A 16,434-nucleotide genomic window follows, 5' to 3' on the forward strand; every position below is an offset into this window, starting at 1 on the left:
ATCAGCATGATGTACATTAAAAGTTACGCCTGACGACCATAGCGAGCGTGAACCACCTGATCCCTTGCCGAACTCAGCAGTGAAACCGCTTAGCGCCGATGGTAGTGTGGGGTCTCCCCATGCGAGAGTAGGTCATCGTCAGGCACTTATTAAGAAAAATCCCCCGGGGCTGATGCCTTGGGGGATTTTTTTTGCTTAGAAATATTAGTTAAATATTAGTTAGCCGCAAATAAAAAGCCCTACTGCGAGCAGCAGTAGGGCTGAAAAGGTTCTAACAGGGAGCGCTTGGATTAGCGGCAGATCGCTTCCAGTGCCTCTATTAAGCTATCCATTTCATCATCGGTACCGATGGTGATGCGCAGGAAGTTGTTGAGTATGTCAGTGTTGAAGTGACGTACCAGTACTCCCCGTTCGCGAAGGCCTGCAAACAGCTGTGCGCCCTCAAATTTGTCATGCTGAGCTAGCAAAAAGTTGGCTTTTGAAGGTAGCACCTCAAAGCCGAGGTGCTCAAGCCGTTGGCGGGTGCGTTCGCGTGTGGCAATCACATTATCCCGGCAGGCGTTAAAATGCTGTGTGTCTTTAAGCGCCTCAATTCCCACTAAACTCGCCAAGCTATCTACTGGGTAGGAGTTAAACGAGTCTTTCACTCGCTGTAGGCCCTCAATCAGCTCAGGCGAACCAATGGCGTAGCCTAGCCGTAAGCCTGCTAGGCTACGGGACTTTGAGAATGTTCCAGTAACAAGTAAATTGGGATAGCGGTTAATTAAGGCCACCGCACTCTCTGCGCCAAAGTCCACGTACGCCTCGTCCACTAACACCACGCGATCTCTCACTCGCTTGAGCAGTGCTTCGATAGTCTCAAGGGAGTGGGCGTGTCCGGTGGGTGCGTTGGGATTAGCAAAAATAACGCCGCTGCGCTCGGAGGCGTTGGCAAGGGCATCGGTGTCAACTTCCCACTTAGCGTTCAGCGGGTGCTTGCGCAGCGTGATACCGTATAAATTGGCGTAAACAGGATAGAAGCTGTAGGTGATTGACGGTACGTCTAACGGCGCGTCGTGGCAGAAAAAAGCCTGGAAGGCAAAAGCCAGTACTTCATCAGAGCCATTGCCTACGAATGTTTCCTCTACGCTTACGCCATAGGTGGTGGCAAGGGCTTCACGTAGCGCTCTTGAGGTGGGGTCTGGATAAAGACGCAGGTGATCAGTGGCGTACTCACGCAGCGCTTCGCTCACCCCAGGGGCAGGCGGGTACGGGTTTTCATTGGTATTCAGCTTGATGACACGTTCACGGGGTTGTTCACCCGGCACGTAAGGGGTTAATTCCCTAACGGCGGGACTCCAGTATTGGCTCATAAGGGTAACCTGATTATCCTAGCAGTAATGGCAACATGGTCGCCTGATGGCTGTCAGAGCGCAAGCATTCCAATATCGGAGGGCCATAACCTCTCATCCATCTTGACTAGGGGTGGGCGTTGCACCTTGTAGCGGTTATGCTGTCATAAGCGCGCGAAAAAAATGTATGTCCAACACGATAAGGAGACACCCAATGCAATTCAGGAGTTTGCTAGCCGGTTCGGCTATGTTGGCACTGCTGGTGGGCTGCGCAGCTGGCCCAACGGAACAGCGCGAAGAGGCAGGTATCAGCGGATCACAGGTTAACTACCAGGGCACACTGCCGTGTCGTAACTGTGACGGCATCGACCTAGATGTACACTTGACGGGCGAAGAGGCGAGCGCTCCGGAAGAAAGGACGTTCACGTTAGACGCAACTTACCGTAACCATCCCCAAACACCCCCGGATGAAAACTATGCGGGCAACTGGGAAGTGCTGAGGGGGACACCTTCTGATCCAGATGCCACGGTATATGAGCTGACGCCAGATGGCGATGGTCAGATCTATTACTTCATGCGTATTGATGAGCGCACGCTTGAGCTAATTGACCCTGAGCGTCGTCGTTTTGAAAATGGAGAGATGCTGCAATTACAGCGTCAGTAGTGCGAATGTAACGTGTAAAGGCGGCCACTGGCCGCCTTTTGTTTTTCTGCCCGCAGAGAATTCGACAGGAGCAAAATGGCGGTGGCGAAAGCGAAAAGTGCCTTTGTATGTACCGAATGCGGTGCTGAGTATCGAAAGTGGCAGGGCCAATGCAACAGCTGCCAGGAGTGGAATACGCTTAGCGAGATTCGTTTGGCCAGTGCGCGGCCTGGCAGCGGTGCTGCCACCGGCAGGAGTGGTTACGCAGGCGACTTATCCCGGGACGTCGTAGATCTGAGCAATGTAGATCTAAGCGAAGTGCCACGCTTGTCCTCAACCTTTGCCGAGTTTGATCGTGTCTTGGGCGGTGGTTTGGTGCCTGGCTCTGCAGTACTGCTGGGGGGCAACCCTGGGGCAGGTAAGTCCACGCTGCTGCTTCAGACGGCCTGTAAGCTGGCTCAGCAGCGGCGTATTTTATATGTCACTGGTGAAGAGTCGCTTTCTCAAGTTGCCATGCGAGCACACCGTCTGCAGTTACCCACTAGTGGGCTGCAAATGCTGGCTGAAACCAGCGTCGAAACTATTTTGGCCGTGGCGGATCGCGAAAATCCTGAGATTTTAGTCATCGACTCTATCCAAACGATGCACCTTGAAGATATCAGCTCGACACCGGGTGGGGTGGCTCAGGTGCGTGAGTCTGCGGCTGCCTTGACGCGCTTTGCCAAGCAAACCAATACCGTCCTGCTGCTGGTAGGCCATGTGACCAAAGACGGCACTCTCGCGGGGCCTAAAGTGCTTGAGCATATGATTGATGCTTCGCTACTGCTTGAAGGCGGTGCCGACTCACGCTTTCGTACTCTGCGTGGGCAAAAAAACCGCTTTGGTGCGGTGAATGAGCTAGGCGTCTTTGCGATGCTGGAGCAAGGCTTAAAAGAGGTGAAAAACCCCAGCGCGATCTTTCTTTCTCGCCCGGAGCAGCAAGCGCCAGGTAGCCTGGTGATGGTGGTTTGGGAAGGCACACGGCCTATTTTGGTTGAGGTACAGGCATTGGTAGACGAGTCTGCACTGGGTAATCCTCGCCGCGTGGCGGTAGGGGTAGATCAAAATCGCCTAGCAATGCTACTGGCGGTGCTTAATCGCCATGGCGGACTATTTACGGGCGACCAGGATGTCTTTCTCAATGTCGTGGGTGGGGTGAAGGTACTTGAAACCAGTGCTGACCTTGCAGTGCTGCTCGCAGTGGTCTCTAGCCTACAAAACCGCGCCCTGCCCAAAGAGCTGGTGGTATTTGGCGAAGTGGGTTTGTCAGGAGAGATCCGCCCTGTGCCAAGCGGCCAAGAGCGTATTTCCGAGGCGGCAAAGCACGGATTTTTACGCGCTATTGTGCCCCGGGCCAATGCGCCAAAACAGGCTCCAAAGGGGATGGAGGTTATCCCGGTCGATAAATTGAGCGATGCCCTAGACGCGCTCTAGCGTAAGCTATGCTGAATGTGATGGCTTTGTTGAGTAACGGCTACGAAGCTAATGTAAGGATTAAGTTAAAGAATAAGGAGAGGCATCATGAGCACGATTCGGTTAACCCAATATAGCCACGGAGCGGGCTGCGGCTGCAAAATTGCCCCTGACATACTGGACAGCATACTTGCCAAAGCGGGGCCAGGGGCTGGCAATAAGCGGCTAATTGTGGGGAACCAGGGGCGTGAAGATGCCGCGGTGTATGACCTGGGCGATGGCCGGGGCATGATCGCAACGACCGACTTTTTTATGCCCATTGTCGATGACCCCTTCGATTTTGGTCGGATAGCCGCCACCAATGCGATTAGCGATGTTTATGCCATGGGCGGCACACCGGTCATGGCGCTGGGTATTTTGGGCTGGCCGTTGGATAAGCTCAGCCCTGAAATTGCCGGCGATGTAATAGCCGGTGCCCAGGCAGTCTGCCGTGAGCTGGGTGTTGCTCTGGCAGGGGGCCACTCGATAGATGCCCCAGAGCCAATGTTTGGCCTAGCGGTCAATGGGTTGGTAGACCTCGCTAACTTAAAACTCAATAGCCAGGCTAAGCCCGGCGATATGCTGTTCTTAACTAAATCCCTAGGGGTTGGGTTATTAACCACCGCTGAAAAACGTGGCTTATTGGAAGCGGGGCATCACGGCCTTGCCCGTGAAACAATGCTCAAGCCTAACAATATTGGTATTGATCTAGCCAAGGTGAAGGGGGTCAATGCGATGACCGATGTGACCGGCTTTGGCTTAGCAGGGCACTTGGCAGAAATGTGCAGTGCCAGCGGGGTGATGGCTCAAATTGACTTTCGCCGCCTTCCACGTCTAGCCGAAGCTGAAGCCTATCGTCGCCAGGGGGCGGTGCCCGGAGGTACGCAACGTAACCGTGACGCCCTTGGGAAGGCGCTGCCTGCGATGGACGACCCCCACTGGCAGTGGCTATGCGACCCACAAACCTCGGGCGGTCTGCTGATTAGCGTTGATCCGGCCTGGGAGGACGATGTTGAACGTATCGGGCGTGATCATGGCATAACCCTAGTGCCCTTTGGCGTGATGAAAGCACCCCAGGGAGACGCGCAAATAGAGGTTATTGGATGACCCTCCCTACCATCCCAGCATCGTTAGATCTTATTGGGGAAGGCCAGCCGTTAATTGATGTACGCGCCCCGGTAGAGTTTTCCCAGGGCAGCCTGCCCGGTGCGGTTAATTTACCGCTAATGGTCGATGAAGAGCGTCACCAAGTGGGCCTTACTTATAAACAGCAGGGTCAGGCTGCTGCGATTGCGCTAGGAGAATGCTTGGTCGGCGGGGAGGCAAAGCAAGCGCGTATTGCCGCTTGGCAGGCCTACCTTGACCGCTACCCAGACGCCGTTATTTATTGCTTTCGGGGCGGGTTACGTTCGCAAATTGCACAGCAATGGCTAGCGGAAGCAGGTGTTCAAAGGCCGCGTATAGACGGTGGCTGGAAAGCGCTGCGCCACAAGCTCTGTCAGCGCATAGACGCCGCCGCTGAGCAGCCTATTTTAGTGGTTGCGGGGCTCACCGGCTGCGCCAAAACACAGCTGATCAACCAACTGCTTAATGGCATTGATTTAGAAGGATTTGCCAAGCACAAAGGCTCCGCGTTTGGGCGTCAGCCGGAAGAGCCCGCCACCCAAATCGATTTTGAGCACGCCTTAGCCAAGCGTTTAATCGGGTTGCCAGATAAGCTGGTGGCAGAAGATGAGTCGCGCCAAATTGGCAACGCTAATATTCCACTAACGTTTTGGCAAGCACTGCAGAAGGCACCGCGTATCCGTATTGAAATGCCGTTGGACTGGCGACTGGATCAGTTGCGGCGAGACTATATTGAAGCCCTTGAGCAGGGTTATACCGCCCATTATGGGCAACAAGAAGGGTGGCAACGAATGCAGAACCAATTAGCCAACGCCCTTGAGCGTTTAGCTAAGCGGTTAGGCAACGCCCGTTTACAGCGGTTGCAGCGGCTACAGCGTATGGCCTTCAGTGCTCATGCAAAAGGCGATGTGCAGGCTCACGAGGCGTGGCTTGCCCCGCTGCTCACCGAATATTACGACCCGCTTTACCGCTATCATCTTGAAAAGCAGCGCGATAGCTTGCCCGTTGAGCTGCACGTGGGTGACTGGGAGAGCTGTTTAGACGCCGCTAAGCAGTGGGGCGTGGATCAGTAGAGTGCTTAGCGGCGGGGGCTTTGTCTCTGACGGGTTATTTAGGCGGCTTTCAGCCACTGAGTCATCACGCGATCAAGCAGTGGTGCTAAACGGATAAAGCGGGTGGGATCTTCGAATATTTGTTGGTCTGTTTGGATAAAGTAGCCAGTAGCACCGCTTTTTGGTTGGGGACGTTGAGCGTGTTCAAGCAGGGCTGCTACGCTAGCGCGCGTAACTTCTAAGTGGCACAGAAGGCCCACCACGCGCCCTGCATCCCACGAAAACCCTTGCAGCGGTGCCGCTGCACTCCCCCCTAGCGGCAGCGCCTCATCCGGCAGGCTAAATACATAGCGGTGCCATAAAAACGCTTCGAACTGCTCAGGTAAGTCGATGGTGCTCTCTGGGGCCAGGATGATCTGATGCCAGCCAGTTTCAGGGTAGGTGCCGGGCGCTACCACCGCGCCGAGAGCCTCCGCTGTCCACAGTGCTCCCAATCCGATACCCAGCAAGGGTTTTTGGCCATCCAAATAGCGGTTGATCAGTTTCTTTTCGGCTTTAAACCAACGGGGTGGCTCACTTAACAACTGCTCTGGGCCATCGAGTACAATAAGGGCATCGCATTCACCAAGGCGTGGTGTAAGTTCGCCCGCATAAAGATGAAAGACGGTGTAACTATGACCCATGCTCTCAAGCCAGTCGGTAAGACGAGCGGGGCCATGGTCAGGGCCGTGCTGTAGCAGATGAATATGCATAATAATCTCCTCGCCGGCCGGCACATCAAACGCGGTGGGGCTTCCCGTCGCGACTATACGACGATAACGTATAGCGTTCATTTCACCAATATCGTGAATCAGGAAATCAGCATGGTGGCTAAACCTTTAGGATTTTATCAGCGGCTGCAACTCTTGCCGTTGCCCGCTCAGCAAGCCTTTATGGCCGCACTTTGCGAGCGGCTGCTGCCCAATTATGCGCTGTATGAGCAAACCACGGGCCATGGCGACGGCCACACGCTGCGTACAGTGCTCAGTTTAGTATGGGAGCGCCTAAGTGTACCCAACGCTAGCATCGACTTTGCACGCCAGGCAGAAAAACTAGCCGAATGTGAGCCGCCGGAAGAAGACGACAGCTTTGGTGCCCGCCGGGCGTTAGATGCCGTGGTCTCGCTTTCTGCACTGCTTGATACGCTGCAGGGCGAATCCGCCGAAGCCGTGCTGGATGTTAGCCGTACTTCTCGGGCTGGGGTGCGTGCTTTTATTGAGCTGACCGAAGGCGAAGAGGATGCCCAGGCGCTTGCGCTGATTATTCGCGACCACCCACTCATGGCGGATGAAAATGACTACCAGGATGCAGTGCTTGAGGCCGTAAGTGAGCCGATCACCAAAGCATCGCTCAAAGAGATTCGTCAGTTGGGTCGCAACGGCGGTATTAGCAACTTAGGGTTGTCACTCAACGAAGAGGACGAGTAGCCGGTTGATTAAAAGCGCCAGCCTGCCACTACCATCATGCCTGCAGTGCCAAAAACGATAAGATCCGATTCAAAATGCCCCCACTGTATGCCAATGCTAGGCAGTGCAGCTGGGGCAATTTCATAACGGTTAAAAGGGATTTTGTCGCGATACTCACCTTTATAACCGCGCAGCAAGCCACCCGTTAGTTTGGCTCTTAGCTGAATGTTCTCGGTTAACTGGCCCAGCGGGAATTCACGGCCACCGTAGAAGTACCACGTTGGCTGGTCGAAGGAGTTTTTAAACCACGCAGCCCCGGCTAACCAACGGTCAGGGTTGTGCAACTCAATACTCACTAAGTTTTGTTGATTCGTGTGTTCTGGGTCTGGATCGAAGTGGCGCGTTAATAGGCTGGTTTGTACCAGCATATGATCAAGTTCCAGTGCGGGGGGCCAGTCGGGCATAGAGAAGGCTGAGGCAGTCGCACTCAGCCAAATTCCTGCCAACCCACCTATCCATGGATAAGCGCGGGGCATGACAAACTCCTAGAGCCGCATTTCAATGCCGCGTTCCGCCATATAGCGCTTTGCTTCGGGAATTGTGTATTCACCAAAGTGGAAAATGCTCGCTGCCAGCACCGCATCAGCACCGCCTTTGAGTACACCATCGACAAGGTGATCCAAGTTGCCCACGCCGCCAGAGGCAATCACCGGTACGCTCACCGCTTCGGAAATCGCATGGGTAACCCCCAGGTCAAAGCCAATTTTCGTGCCATCGCGGTCCATGCTGGTGAGCAACAGTTCGCCTGCGCCAAAGTCGACCATTTTTTTGGCCCACTCAACGGCATCCAGCCCAGTAGGTCGCCGTCCACCGTGGGTAAAAATTTCCCAACGGTCTGGTTCGCCGTCTTTGGAGACCTTTTTAGCGTCAATGGCGACCACAATGCACTGACTGCCAAAGCGCTCAGCGGCTTCCCGAACAAACTCTGGGTTGGTCACTGCGGCGGTATTGATTGAGACCTTATCGGCGCCCGCGTTCAGCATGGTGCGAATATCATCGCAAGTACGAATACCGCCACCAACAGTGAGGGGAATAAACACTTCGCCAGCGATGCGTTCGACCATTTCAACCGTTGTCGCGCGGTCTTCGTGGCTGGCGGTAATGTCTAAAAACGTAATTTCGTCGGCGCCTTGCAGGTTATAGCGCTGAGCGATTTCAACGGGGTCGCCTGCATCGCGAATACCTATAAAGTTAACGCCTTTCACCACGCGCCCAGCATCTACATCCAGGCAGGGAATAATGCGCTTGGATAAGCTCATTTGTGGCCTCCCGTCAGTTGATCGCTCAAGCGCTGGGCGTCTGCTACATCTAGGCTGCCTTCATAAATGGCGCGGCCGGTAATGGCGCCTAGAATGCCGCTATCCGCTACGTCGCAAAGCGCGTGAATGTCATCCAGGTTGGTTACGCCGCCTGAGGCAATCACCGGCAGGCCGCCTTCGCGGGCAAGCGCGGCGGTGGCTTCAACGTTCACGCCCTGCATCATGCCATCCCGGGCGATGTCGGTATAAACAATGCTGGAAACGCCGTCGTTAGCAAACCGCTTGGCAAGCTCGGTTGCCTTAATAGATGAGACTTCTGCCCAGCCGTCGGTGGCCACATAGCCATCTTTAGCATCTAGACCAACAATAATGTGGCCGGGGAAAGCGCGGCACATTTCACTAACGAACTCCGGCTCTTTAACAGCTTTTGTGCCAATAATGACGTAAGAGACACCCGCGCTGAGGTAGTGCTCAATGGTTTCAGCGGTGCGAATACCGCCGCCAATCTGAATGGGTAGGTTAGGGTAAGCGCGGGCAATGGCGGTGACCGCATCACCGTTGACCGGCTTGCCTTCAAAAGCACCGTTGAGGTCTACCAAGTGAAGGCGTCGAGCGCCCGCTTCAACCCAGCGGGCAGCCATTGCTACTGGGTCATCGCCGTAGGACGTTGAGTCTTCCATGCGGCCCTGTTTTAAACGCACACACTGGCCGTCTTTGAGATCAATCGCGGGAATTATCAACATAGTGAAACCTCTCAGGGCGTCCAGGTGACAAAATTTTCTAGCAGGCGAAGGCCTGCACGGGAGCTTTTTTCTGGATGGAACTGCACAGCAAAGGTGGCGTCTCGGCCAATCGCCACGTGGGCGTTAACGTTGCCATACTGGGTGGTGCCGAACATCTGAGCGTCGTCAGCTGCATTTACGAAGTAACTATGCACAAAGTAGAAGTGCTCGTAATCGTCAATGCCTGCCCATAGCGGGTGGTCATGGTGCTGGGCAACAAGGTTCCAACCCATGTGAGGGACTTTTAAGCGCTGGTCATGCTCGTCGCGCATATTGGCTGGAAAGCGGTCAACGCTACCTTGAAAAAAGCCTAGGCAGTCTACGCCACCATTCTCTTCGCTGCGCTCCATCAACATCTGTTGACCAACGCAGATGCCCAGCAAGGGTTTAGCTTGGCGGCTAAGAATATCGTCCACTAAACCACGCAGTTCGGTGCGCTCAAGCTCGCCGACACAGTCGCGAATGGCGCCCTGGCCGGGTAGCACTAGGCGCGTGGCGCCAAGAATGCGCCGTGGGTCGCGGGTGATAATCACATTTTCATGGGTGACGTGTTCAAGCGCCTTTGCCACAGAGTGCAGGTTGCCCATTCCATAATCGATTACCGCAATGGTCATGAAGCGCTCCTTATTGTTGCGGGCAAGCAGCCACTAGCAACCAGACCGTTAGAAAGCGTGCTCAGCATTATAAGCTTCCTTTGGTAGACGGCATTTGGCCCGCCATGCGTGGGTCTTCTGCCACCGCCATGCGCAGCGCACGGCCAAAGGCTTTAAAAATAGTTTCAGCCTGGTGGTGAGCATTAAAGCCTTTTACATTGTCGATATGCAGCGTGACACGCGCATGGTTCACAAAGCCCTGGAAAAACTCCCAAAAGAGTTGAGTATCCATCCGGCCAATAGTATCCCGGGTAAAGTCGACATTCATGAAAAGCCCTGGACGGCCAGAAAAATCAATCACTACCCGAGAGAGTGCTTCATCAAGCGGTACATAGGCGTGACCGTAGCGGTAAATGCCGCGTTTATCGCCGATTGCTTGGTGAAACGCTTGGCCTAGGGTAATGCCCAGGTCTTCAACCGTGTGGTGGTCATCAATATGCAGGTCACCGTTAGCCTGAATATCGAGATCCACCATCCCATGTCGCGCCACTTGATCAAGCATGTGGTCAAGAAACGGGACGCCGGTTTCACAGCGCAGGCGGCCTTCGCCATCAAGGTTGACGCTGACCGTAATCTGCGTTTCGTTGGTGTCACGGCTTACCGTGGCAATACGCGCTGACATGTTGCATCTCCTGCGCTGGGGCGCACTCTGAGGGGGTGTCGGTGGCTAGTAGGCGACTTCACCGCCGTATAATCAAGGCATAACCTTCGGCCAAAGCGACCATTATAGAGAATCGGCGGCCCCATCCGCTACAATGCGCGAAATGTAGCCGCCTTTTGAGGCGGTAAAATAGCAGCCTTGCTGCGTTGGCAAAGAGGATTTCACCATGCCGGTGACACTGCAGTATGTCGACCAGGCCCGTTGGGAAGCTGAAGAACAGGTGCGGATCGACTTGGTGCGCATTTACGAAGATGCCCCTCAAGAACGTATGCCTGCCCCAACGGTCATGCCTTTCATAGAGCAGTATTTAAAAGAGCCACGTTTTTTTGCCTGCGCACATTTCAACGACCGCTTGTTAGGCGCAGTAGCCGTACAAGATGCCGCTGACCGTGCGTGGTGGCTTTCTCAGCTGTGTGTACGAAAAACTACCCGGCGCCGAGGGGTAGGCACACGGCTAATGGCTTTATTAGGCGAGCAAGCAAAACAAGAGGGGCGGGTTTTGCGTATCGCCACCACAACGCTTCCGCTTGCTGACCGTGTTCTGCTCTCTAAAATGGGTTACCGGCCAGTGGCCAGCGAGCAGCCCCCCGAGCCAGGCGCCCCGGCCACCAGCGACTTTGTTGAGCTAGACCCACAAGGAAAAGGGTAAATGAGACAGCTATTACGTATTTTGCTGGCGGCGATTGGTATTCTCGCCATCGCCGCAGTGGCGGCTGTGGTGTATGTCACCACTTTTTTAGACCCAGAGGACTTCAAGCCCCGTTTAACCACTGTTGTGGAAGAGCAAACGGGGCTTAACCTGTCACTTGAAGGCCCGATTAGTTGGTCATTTTACCCACGTATTGGCGTTAGCGTTGAGCGCGCGCGCGCGTGGCTGCCAGAGCAGTCGCCCGATGATGCTTCCTTTGCTGCCATTGAACGCGCAGAGGTGAGCGTTGCCTTTGCGCCATTACTAAGAGGTGAGATCGCCGTTGATGGGTTAACCCTCGACGGTATGCGGCTCAACCTTGAGCGTAATGCAGAGGGTGAGGGTAACTGGCAGCCGCTGCTTGACCGCTTAGCTGAACAAGATAACGACGCTGCTGAAACCGTGCTGGCGCCAGCAAGTGCTGGCCCCCATGCTGATGCGGGCAACCTTTCCGTGGTACTTAATATTGCAAACGTAGAAGTAAAAGGCGCCGACATTCGCTTCCGTGACGAGCAAAGCCAAGCACTGTGGCGGGTGCAGCCCCTTAATATTTCCGGTAGCAACGTCAATCCTGTGCGCTCGTTTCCATTAAAAGCGATGTTTACCCTCACCAAACACAATCGTTTGGATGCGGAAGCGTTAGAGCGTACGCCCGAGCTAACCAGTGAGGTGAGCCTGGAAACTCGCCTGCGGTTGGCGTTAGATGAAGAGCGTTTAACCTTTGAAAATACCCAGCTAACCACACGCACTCGGCGCGCTAATGAGAGCGACCCACAGCAGCTAAGTTTAAAAGCGTCGGAAATGGTTGCCCGCATGGGCGAGCAGCAACTTACCATCAATGAAGGTGTGTTAGAGGCCGGGCTGCGTCACCCGGAAAACTGGCAGGGCAGCCTTGCGCTTTCCCTTGCCTTTGGCTTGGAGAGTAACTGGGGCGCACAAACGGCTCAGTTAAAAGATGCTCAGCTTACCGGGCCAGATGGCCTACGGGTGAGTGGTCACTTGAATGTTGAGCAGTGGCTGGAGGCGCCGCAGTATCGGGGGCAGCTGACCGCCGCGCCCTTCACTCTGAGGCCTTGGCTCTCACGGGCAGGTATTACGCTTAATACCACCAATAAAGCAGCGCTTAGTGATGTGGCGATGACCAGCCCGGTTGAAGGCAATATGCAGCAAGTTTCCCTGCCTCGCCTCTCCTTAGTAGTGGACAGCAGTACCTTCACCGGCGCCGCATCCGCAGCGCTTGACGGCACGCAGCTAAACTTCAATTTAGAAGGCGACCAACTCAACCTGGATCACTACTTGCCAGGGCGGGTGACGGCTCAGCAAGCCAGCCGTGGTTTGCTGCGTAAAGCCTTTGCCCAAACAGAGGGCGCACTGCTGCCCCAGGAGTGGCTGCGTACGCTGGACTTGGAGGGCGACCTGCGCCTTAGCCAACTCCAATTGGCTGGGCTAACGTTTGATGAGCCGCGCCTTCAGCTACGGGGTGCCGATGGCGTTCATCAGCTATCCGCATTCGAGTCGCGCTTTTATGGCGGCGAACTCAATGCCACTGGGGGGCTTGATGCCAGTGAGAGCAGGCTCCAATGGCAGTTCTCCCCCCGTATTGTCAACGTGCAGGTTGCGCCACTCATTGAAACCTTTAGTGAGGGCGATTCGCCGCTGCGTGGGCGCTTCAACTTGGAAGGTGCGCTCACCACCCAAGGCAATACCCGCGAAGTGCTTACCAGTAACCTTAATGGCGAGCTAACCGCTAGGCTAAATGATGGCGCAATTTTAGAAACCAATATCTCCCGGGAAATGTGTGAACTTGTGGCCCAGTTAGAGGGAGAAGGCACGCTACGTGACTGGCATACCGATACACGCTTTGAGCGCTTTGATGCCACTCTGAACGTGCGCAATGGCGTAGTGGCTAGCGATGATCTGCTGATCACGTTGCCAGGTATCAATGTCCAGGGTGAAGGTGAGTTCAACCTTACGAGCATGGATTTCGTTACCCGCGCGAATGCTCGTTTGGTCGACACTGCCGACGCCGCCTGCCAAGTGAACCCGCGTTTAGCAGACCTGCCCCTTCCCATGCTATGTGAAGGCCACATAGGGGATGACAAAGCCCAATGGTGCCGCTTTGACCGTGACGCCTTCCAAGCTTCGGTAGTGGGCCTGCTGCGTGATGAAGCCGGTAGCCGAGTGTCCGAAGAGCTTGAAGGGCGGTTAGGCGACTCCCTAGACCGTATTGATGAGCGCCTAGGAGAAGGCGCTGGCCAGGAACTGCGAGAAGGTATTCGCCGCCTGTTCAACTAAACCTTCAGGCACCGTCTGAAGATGCAATAGATGCTGCGCCGGCCCTAATCATGCCGGCGCTTTTTTTCGTAGTTATCGTCCCAAGGAATTCGTATGGCTGATATTCCGACGCCGTGCATAGAGGCGGAAGCGTTCCAACGCCGCTTGCTCAACTGGTTCGATCAGCATGGCCGTCATGACTTACCGTGGCAGACGCCGCGCAGTGCCTACCGGGTGTGGGTATCAGAAATTATGCTGCAACAAACCCAAGTTGCCACGGTAATACCCTACTTTGAACGGTTTATGGCGCGCTTTCCTACCTTAGAGGCGCTAGCGAAGGCGCCCCAAGATGAGGTACTGCACCTGTGGACGGGGCTTGGCTATTACGCCCGTGCCCGCAACCTGCATAAAGCAGCCCAAGTCGCGCTACACGAGCATAGCGGCGCGCTACCCACTGAAAGTGTTGAGGCGCTGATGGCGTTGCCTGGCATCGGCCGTTCTACCGCTGGCGCCATCATTGCCCAAAGTACTGGCCAACGAGCGGTGATTTTAGATGGCAACGTCAAACGCTCGCTCACTCGCCTGCACGCTATTGCCGGATGGCCAGGTAAGCCCGCGGTTGAGCGCGAACTTTGGGCCCTTGCCGAGTACTACACGCCCAAGACACGCCTAGCTGACTTTACTCAAGCAATGATGGATTTCGGCGCAACGCTGTGTAAGCGTAGTAAGCCGGACTGCCCGCTTTGCCCGTTTAACGATGTATGCCGTGCCTATGCCCAAGGCGAGCCGCAGCGATTTCCTGAATCCAAGCCTAAAAAAGCCCTGCCTCAGCGTGAAACCATCATGTTAATGCTGAGCGACAGAGAAGGGCGGGTGTGGCTAGCACAACGGCCGCCTAGCGGCCTGTGGGGCGGCTTATGGAGCCTACCTCAATTTGAGACACACGCTGCGCTGAACGACTGGTTAGAAGACCATGTGGTAGCCCCTGAGCGCCATGCAGCGCTGCCGAGCTTCACTCATACGTTTAGTCATTTCCGTCTCGTTATTACGCCACAGCCGGTCAGTTGCGATAGGCTAGGCGGTATTCGTGAAGACGGCGTATGGTATGACGTCAATCACCCACCTTCGCTAGGTTTAGCCGCACCGGTAAAAGCGCTGCTAAGCCAGCGGGTGCCGTTTGCCCTAGACCCAACGCCGGGGCCATCGCGCTAACGCTACGTGCCTTTACGCGTTGTACACGGCCATTATTTCCTTAACACCATAAGTAGGAGCACCTCATGAGCCAGATGGTTTTCTGCCGCAAGTACCAAAAAGAGCTGCCCGCGCTCCCATTTCCACCGCTACCAGGTAAGCAGGGCCAAGAGATCCAGGCCACGGTTTCCAAACAAGCGTGGGAAGAGTGGCAGGCGCTACAGACGCGCCTAATCAATGAAAAGCACTTAAATATGTTGGAACCCGAGGCGCGCGCCTACCTGATGGACCAAATGCAGCGCTACCTGGATAACGAAACAACCGACCAAGCAGAAGGCTACGTGCCACCCACGCAAGCCTGATGCAATAAGTACTATGCGACTTCGCTGCTAACAAAAAGCTCTAAAAGCCACGAATGGCGTGGCTTTTATTCTTTTATCACCAGAAATAAGACTGCCCTAACCGTGTGACTAGAAAGAAAGTTTCACAAAGGTGTTGACGAAAAGCGGCGTTTTTAGTTTAATACGCACCGTTGGCAGCGGCCAGATAGCTCAGTTGGTAGAGCAGGGGATTGAAAATCCCCGTGTCGGCGGTTCGATTCCGTCTCTGGCCACCAAATGTTGGGGTATCGCCAAGTGGTAAGGCACCGGTTTTTGGTATCGGCATTCCCAGGTTCGAATCCTGGTACCCCAGCCATTGCTAACAAAATTTCTTGTTGACTGACTAGCTTAAACGTAAACCAGTCAAATTCTCAAGAAAACGTGAAGCGCCGACATAGCTCAGTTGGTAGAGCAACTGACTTGTAATCAGTAGGTCCCGGGTTCGACTCCTGGTGTCGGCACCACTTAAAGTGGTTATAAAGCAAAGCGTTAGAGATAATGATCAAGCCGCCTTAATAGGGCGGCTTTTTCGTATGTGCGAAATACGCTTCTACTGTTCGTGTACTCTGTATCCCCTTGTTTCCCCATTGCTAGGCCTCTTCCACGCCAAGAGGCGACTCCTGCTTATATTCCCTCGAACGAGACTGCGCGCGCCTCTATACGCCGCTGGCAAGTGTGTTATCGTCTAAGCCAACTACGGGCCTAATTGGGCATTCTCAAATAAAAAACGATGCGGCTAAATAAGCCCCGATATAGAGAGGGCACGCAGCACGTTGAAGAAAACGGGAACGGATACCGACTAGCCCAAAGGGTTGTGGATAGATGGTTCCAGGGAGGAAGGGATTGTGGATAAAAGGGAGCAGGGATAATGGGTGCTGAAGATGCAATGAAGGAAATCTTTTATACGGTAATTAAAATGGTTATCCCACTTACTGGGATAGCCATTTTTTATATCTGGTTGGAAAGTAAGCTTTTAAAAAAATGGAAAAATAAACGCAGGGGGCGCAAGTGATGGAAGGGTTTGATCGGGGATTTGCAAGCATACTACGTGAGCTTGAGGCTGGATTACAGCAAGCCATATATTATGCGATTTTTATTGATCTGGTTTTGTTATTGGCGCTTGGTGTTTTTATATGGTGCTGTTGTGTATATGTGATCAATTACAAATTTTTTGTAGAAGAAGATATAATAGTAAAGAGAGCCGAAAAGCAGTATTTTTCTGCTAGAGCTGAAAGGGAAAGGCTTGAGGCTAAGCGGTTGAAATTGGAACTGGGACTTGCAGATGATTTAAACAAGATGCAGAGGGGGTTGTATGGTGAGTGAAAAAAGCCTTACTAWTDKTCWYGHWTVSWSWRTCAGGTCTTTAACGCCAGGAGGAGTTTTTTTTAAAACCGAAAAG

The 16,434-nt window shown here is 54.2% G+C and carries 18 protein-coding genes, 3 tRNA genes and 1 rRNA gene; 15 read left to right on the plus strand and 7 right to left on the minus strand.

Annotated elements, in window-relative coordinates; translation table 11 throughout:
- The first annotated feature begins 28 nt into the window (after positions 1-28).
- Positions 29-144: ribosomal RNA gene (gene rrf, locus MOY_RS14755) — 5S ribosomal RNA — on the plus strand.
- Positions 145-290: 146 nt separating this feature from the next.
- Here rrf and hisC read toward each other — a convergent pair.
- Positions 291-1,352 carry a histidinol-phosphate transaminase gene (gene hisC / locus MOY_RS14760; RefSeq protein WP_082429692.1) on the minus strand — a complete coding sequence of 354 codons (1,062 nt, stop codon included), beginning with the start codon at positions 1,350-1,352 and terminating at the stop codon, positions 291-293.
- Between the two features lie 193 nt (positions 1,353-1,545).
- On the opposite strand from hisC, the gene MOY_RS14765 reads away from it, so the two are divergent.
- The 4 genes from MOY_RS14765 to mnmH all read left to right on the plus strand — a co-directional run bounded on the left by MOY_RS14765 (position 1,546) and on the right by mnmH (position 5,663).
- Positions 1,546-1,995 carry a copper resistance protein NlpE N-terminal domain-containing protein gene (locus MOY_RS14765; protein ID WP_009101274.1) on the plus strand — a complete coding sequence of 150 codons (450 nt, stop codon included), beginning with the start codon at positions 1,546-1,548 and terminating at the stop codon, positions 1,993-1,995.
- An 81-nt stretch (positions 1,996-2,076) separates the two neighbouring features.
- Positions 2,077-3,447, plus strand: coding sequence for a DNA repair protein RadA (gene radA, locus MOY_RS14770; RefSeq protein ID WP_009101276.1), 1,371 nt, complete (start codon positions 2,077-2,079; stop codon positions 3,445-3,447).
- Between the two features lie 84 nt (positions 3,448-3,531).
- Positions 3,532-4,572 (plus strand): selenide, water dikinase SelD, encoded by a 1,041-nt coding sequence (gene selD / locus MOY_RS14775; protein WP_443134866.1) that lies wholly within the window; start codon positions 3,532-3,534, stop codon positions 4,570-4,572.
- Entirely contained in the window at positions 4,569-5,663 is a 1,095-nt protein-coding gene (gene mnmH / locus MOY_RS14780; protein ID WP_009101280.1) for a tRNA 2-selenouridine(34) synthase MnmH, read from the plus strand. Before selD ends, mnmH begins: the two co-directional genes overlap by 4 nt.
- A gap of 38 nt (positions 5,664-5,701) precedes the next feature.
- Here mnmH and MOY_RS14785 read toward each other — a convergent pair whose 3' ends face one another.
- Positions 5,702-6,394: a type 1 glutamine amidotransferase gene (locus MOY_RS14785; RefSeq protein ID WP_009101283.1), complete on the minus strand. Its 693-nt coding sequence runs from the start codon at positions 6,392-6,394 to the stop codon at positions 5,702-5,704.
- 111 nt (positions 6,395-6,505) lie between these two features.
- On the opposite strand from MOY_RS14785, the gene MOY_RS14790 reads away from it, so the two are divergent.
- On the plus strand, positions 6,506-7,108 hold the full coding sequence (locus tag MOY_RS14790) for a YjaG family protein (RefSeq protein WP_009101285.1): 603 nt from the start codon (positions 6,506-6,508) through the stop codon (positions 7,106-7,108).
- Between the two features lie 8 nt (positions 7,109-7,116).
- Here the strand turns inward: MOY_RS14790 and MOY_RS14795 are convergent, their stop codons facing one another.
- The 5 genes from MOY_RS14795 to hisB all read right to left on the minus strand — a co-directional run bounded on the left by MOY_RS14795 (position 7,117) and on the right by hisB (position 10,463).
- A complete protein-coding gene (locus MOY_RS14795; protein ID WP_009101287.1) occupies positions 7,117-7,623 on the minus strand; it encodes a hypothetical protein in 507 nt (168 codons plus the stop codon).
- 9 nt (positions 7,624-7,632) lie between these two features.
- Positions 7,633-8,406 (minus strand): imidazole glycerol phosphate synthase subunit HisF, encoded by a 774-nt coding sequence (hisF, locus tag MOY_RS14800; RefSeq protein ID WP_009101289.1) that lies wholly within the window; start codon positions 8,404-8,406, stop codon positions 7,633-7,635.
- On the minus strand, positions 8,403-9,149 hold the full coding sequence (gene hisA / locus MOY_RS14805) for a 1-(5-phosphoribosyl)-5-[(5-phosphoribosylamino)methylideneamino]imidazole-4-carboxamide isomerase (RefSeq protein WP_009101291.1): 747 nt from the start codon (positions 9,147-9,149) through the stop codon (positions 8,403-8,405). Before hisA ends, hisF begins: the two co-directional genes overlap by 4 nt.
- An 11-nt stretch (positions 9,150-9,160) precedes the next feature.
- Positions 9,161-9,802: an imidazole glycerol phosphate synthase subunit HisH gene (gene hisH, locus MOY_RS14810; RefSeq protein WP_009101294.1), complete on the minus strand. Its 642-nt coding sequence runs from the start codon at positions 9,800-9,802 to the stop codon at positions 9,161-9,163.
- A gap of 67 nt (positions 9,803-9,869) precedes the next feature.
- Positions 9,870-10,463 (minus strand): imidazoleglycerol-phosphate dehydratase HisB, encoded by a 594-nt coding sequence (hisB, locus tag MOY_RS14815; RefSeq protein ID WP_009101297.1) that lies wholly within the window; start codon positions 10,461-10,463, stop codon positions 9,870-9,872.
- A gap of 205 nt (positions 10,464-10,668) precedes the next feature.
- On the opposite strand from hisB, the gene MOY_RS14820 reads away from it, so the two are divergent.
- From MOY_RS14820 to MOY_RS14855, 9 genes are all read left to right on the plus strand, one after another.
- Positions 10,669-11,151 carry an acetyl-CoA sensor PanZ family protein gene (locus MOY_RS14820; RefSeq protein WP_009101300.1) on the plus strand — a complete coding sequence of 161 codons (483 nt, stop codon included), beginning with the start codon at positions 10,669-10,671 and terminating at the stop codon, positions 11,149-11,151.
- The gene (locus MOY_RS14825) at positions 11,152-13,485 is read left to right on the plus strand and encodes an AsmA family protein (RefSeq protein ID WP_009101302.1); all 2,334 of its coding nucleotides are present in this window, start codon (positions 11,152-11,154) and stop codon (positions 13,483-13,485) included.
- Positions 13,486-13,578: 93 nt separating this feature from the next.
- Positions 13,579-14,676, plus strand: coding sequence for an A/G-specific adenine glycosylase (gene mutY, locus MOY_RS14830; RefSeq protein ID WP_009101304.1), 1,098 nt, complete (start codon positions 13,579-13,581; stop codon positions 14,674-14,676).
- Positions 14,677-14,741: 65 nt separating this feature from the next.
- Positions 14,742-15,017 carry an oxidative damage protection protein gene (locus tag MOY_RS14835; RefSeq protein ID WP_009101306.1) on the plus strand — a complete coding sequence of 92 codons (276 nt, stop codon included), beginning with the start codon at positions 14,742-14,744 and terminating at the stop codon, positions 15,015-15,017.
- 178 nt (positions 15,018-15,195) lie between these two features.
- Positions 15,196-15,271 (plus strand) — tRNA-Phe (locus tag MOY_RS14840).
- Positions 15,272-15,276: 5 nt separating this feature from the next.
- A tRNA-Gln gene (locus tag MOY_RS14845) sits at positions 15,277-15,351 on the plus strand.
- 72 nt (positions 15,352-15,423) lie between these two features.
- Positions 15,424-15,499 (plus strand) — tRNA-Thr (locus MOY_RS14850).
- Between the two features lie 404 nt (positions 15,500-15,903).
- A complete protein-coding gene (locus MOY_RS17280) occupies positions 15,904-16,047 on the plus strand; it encodes a hypothetical protein (protein WP_158003272.1) in 144 nt (47 codons plus the stop codon).
- A complete protein-coding gene (locus tag MOY_RS14855; RefSeq protein ID WP_009101308.1) occupies positions 16,047-16,358 on the plus strand; it encodes a hypothetical protein in 312 nt (103 codons plus the stop codon). Before MOY_RS17280 ends, MOY_RS14855 begins: the two co-directional genes overlap by 1 nt.
- The last annotated feature ends 76 nt before the right edge of the window (positions 16,359-16,434 follow it).

It is taken from the genome of Halomonas sp. GFAJ-1 (assembly GCF_000236625.2).
GTDB lineage: Bacteria > Pseudomonadota > Gammaproteobacteria > Pseudomonadales > Halomonadaceae > Vreelandella.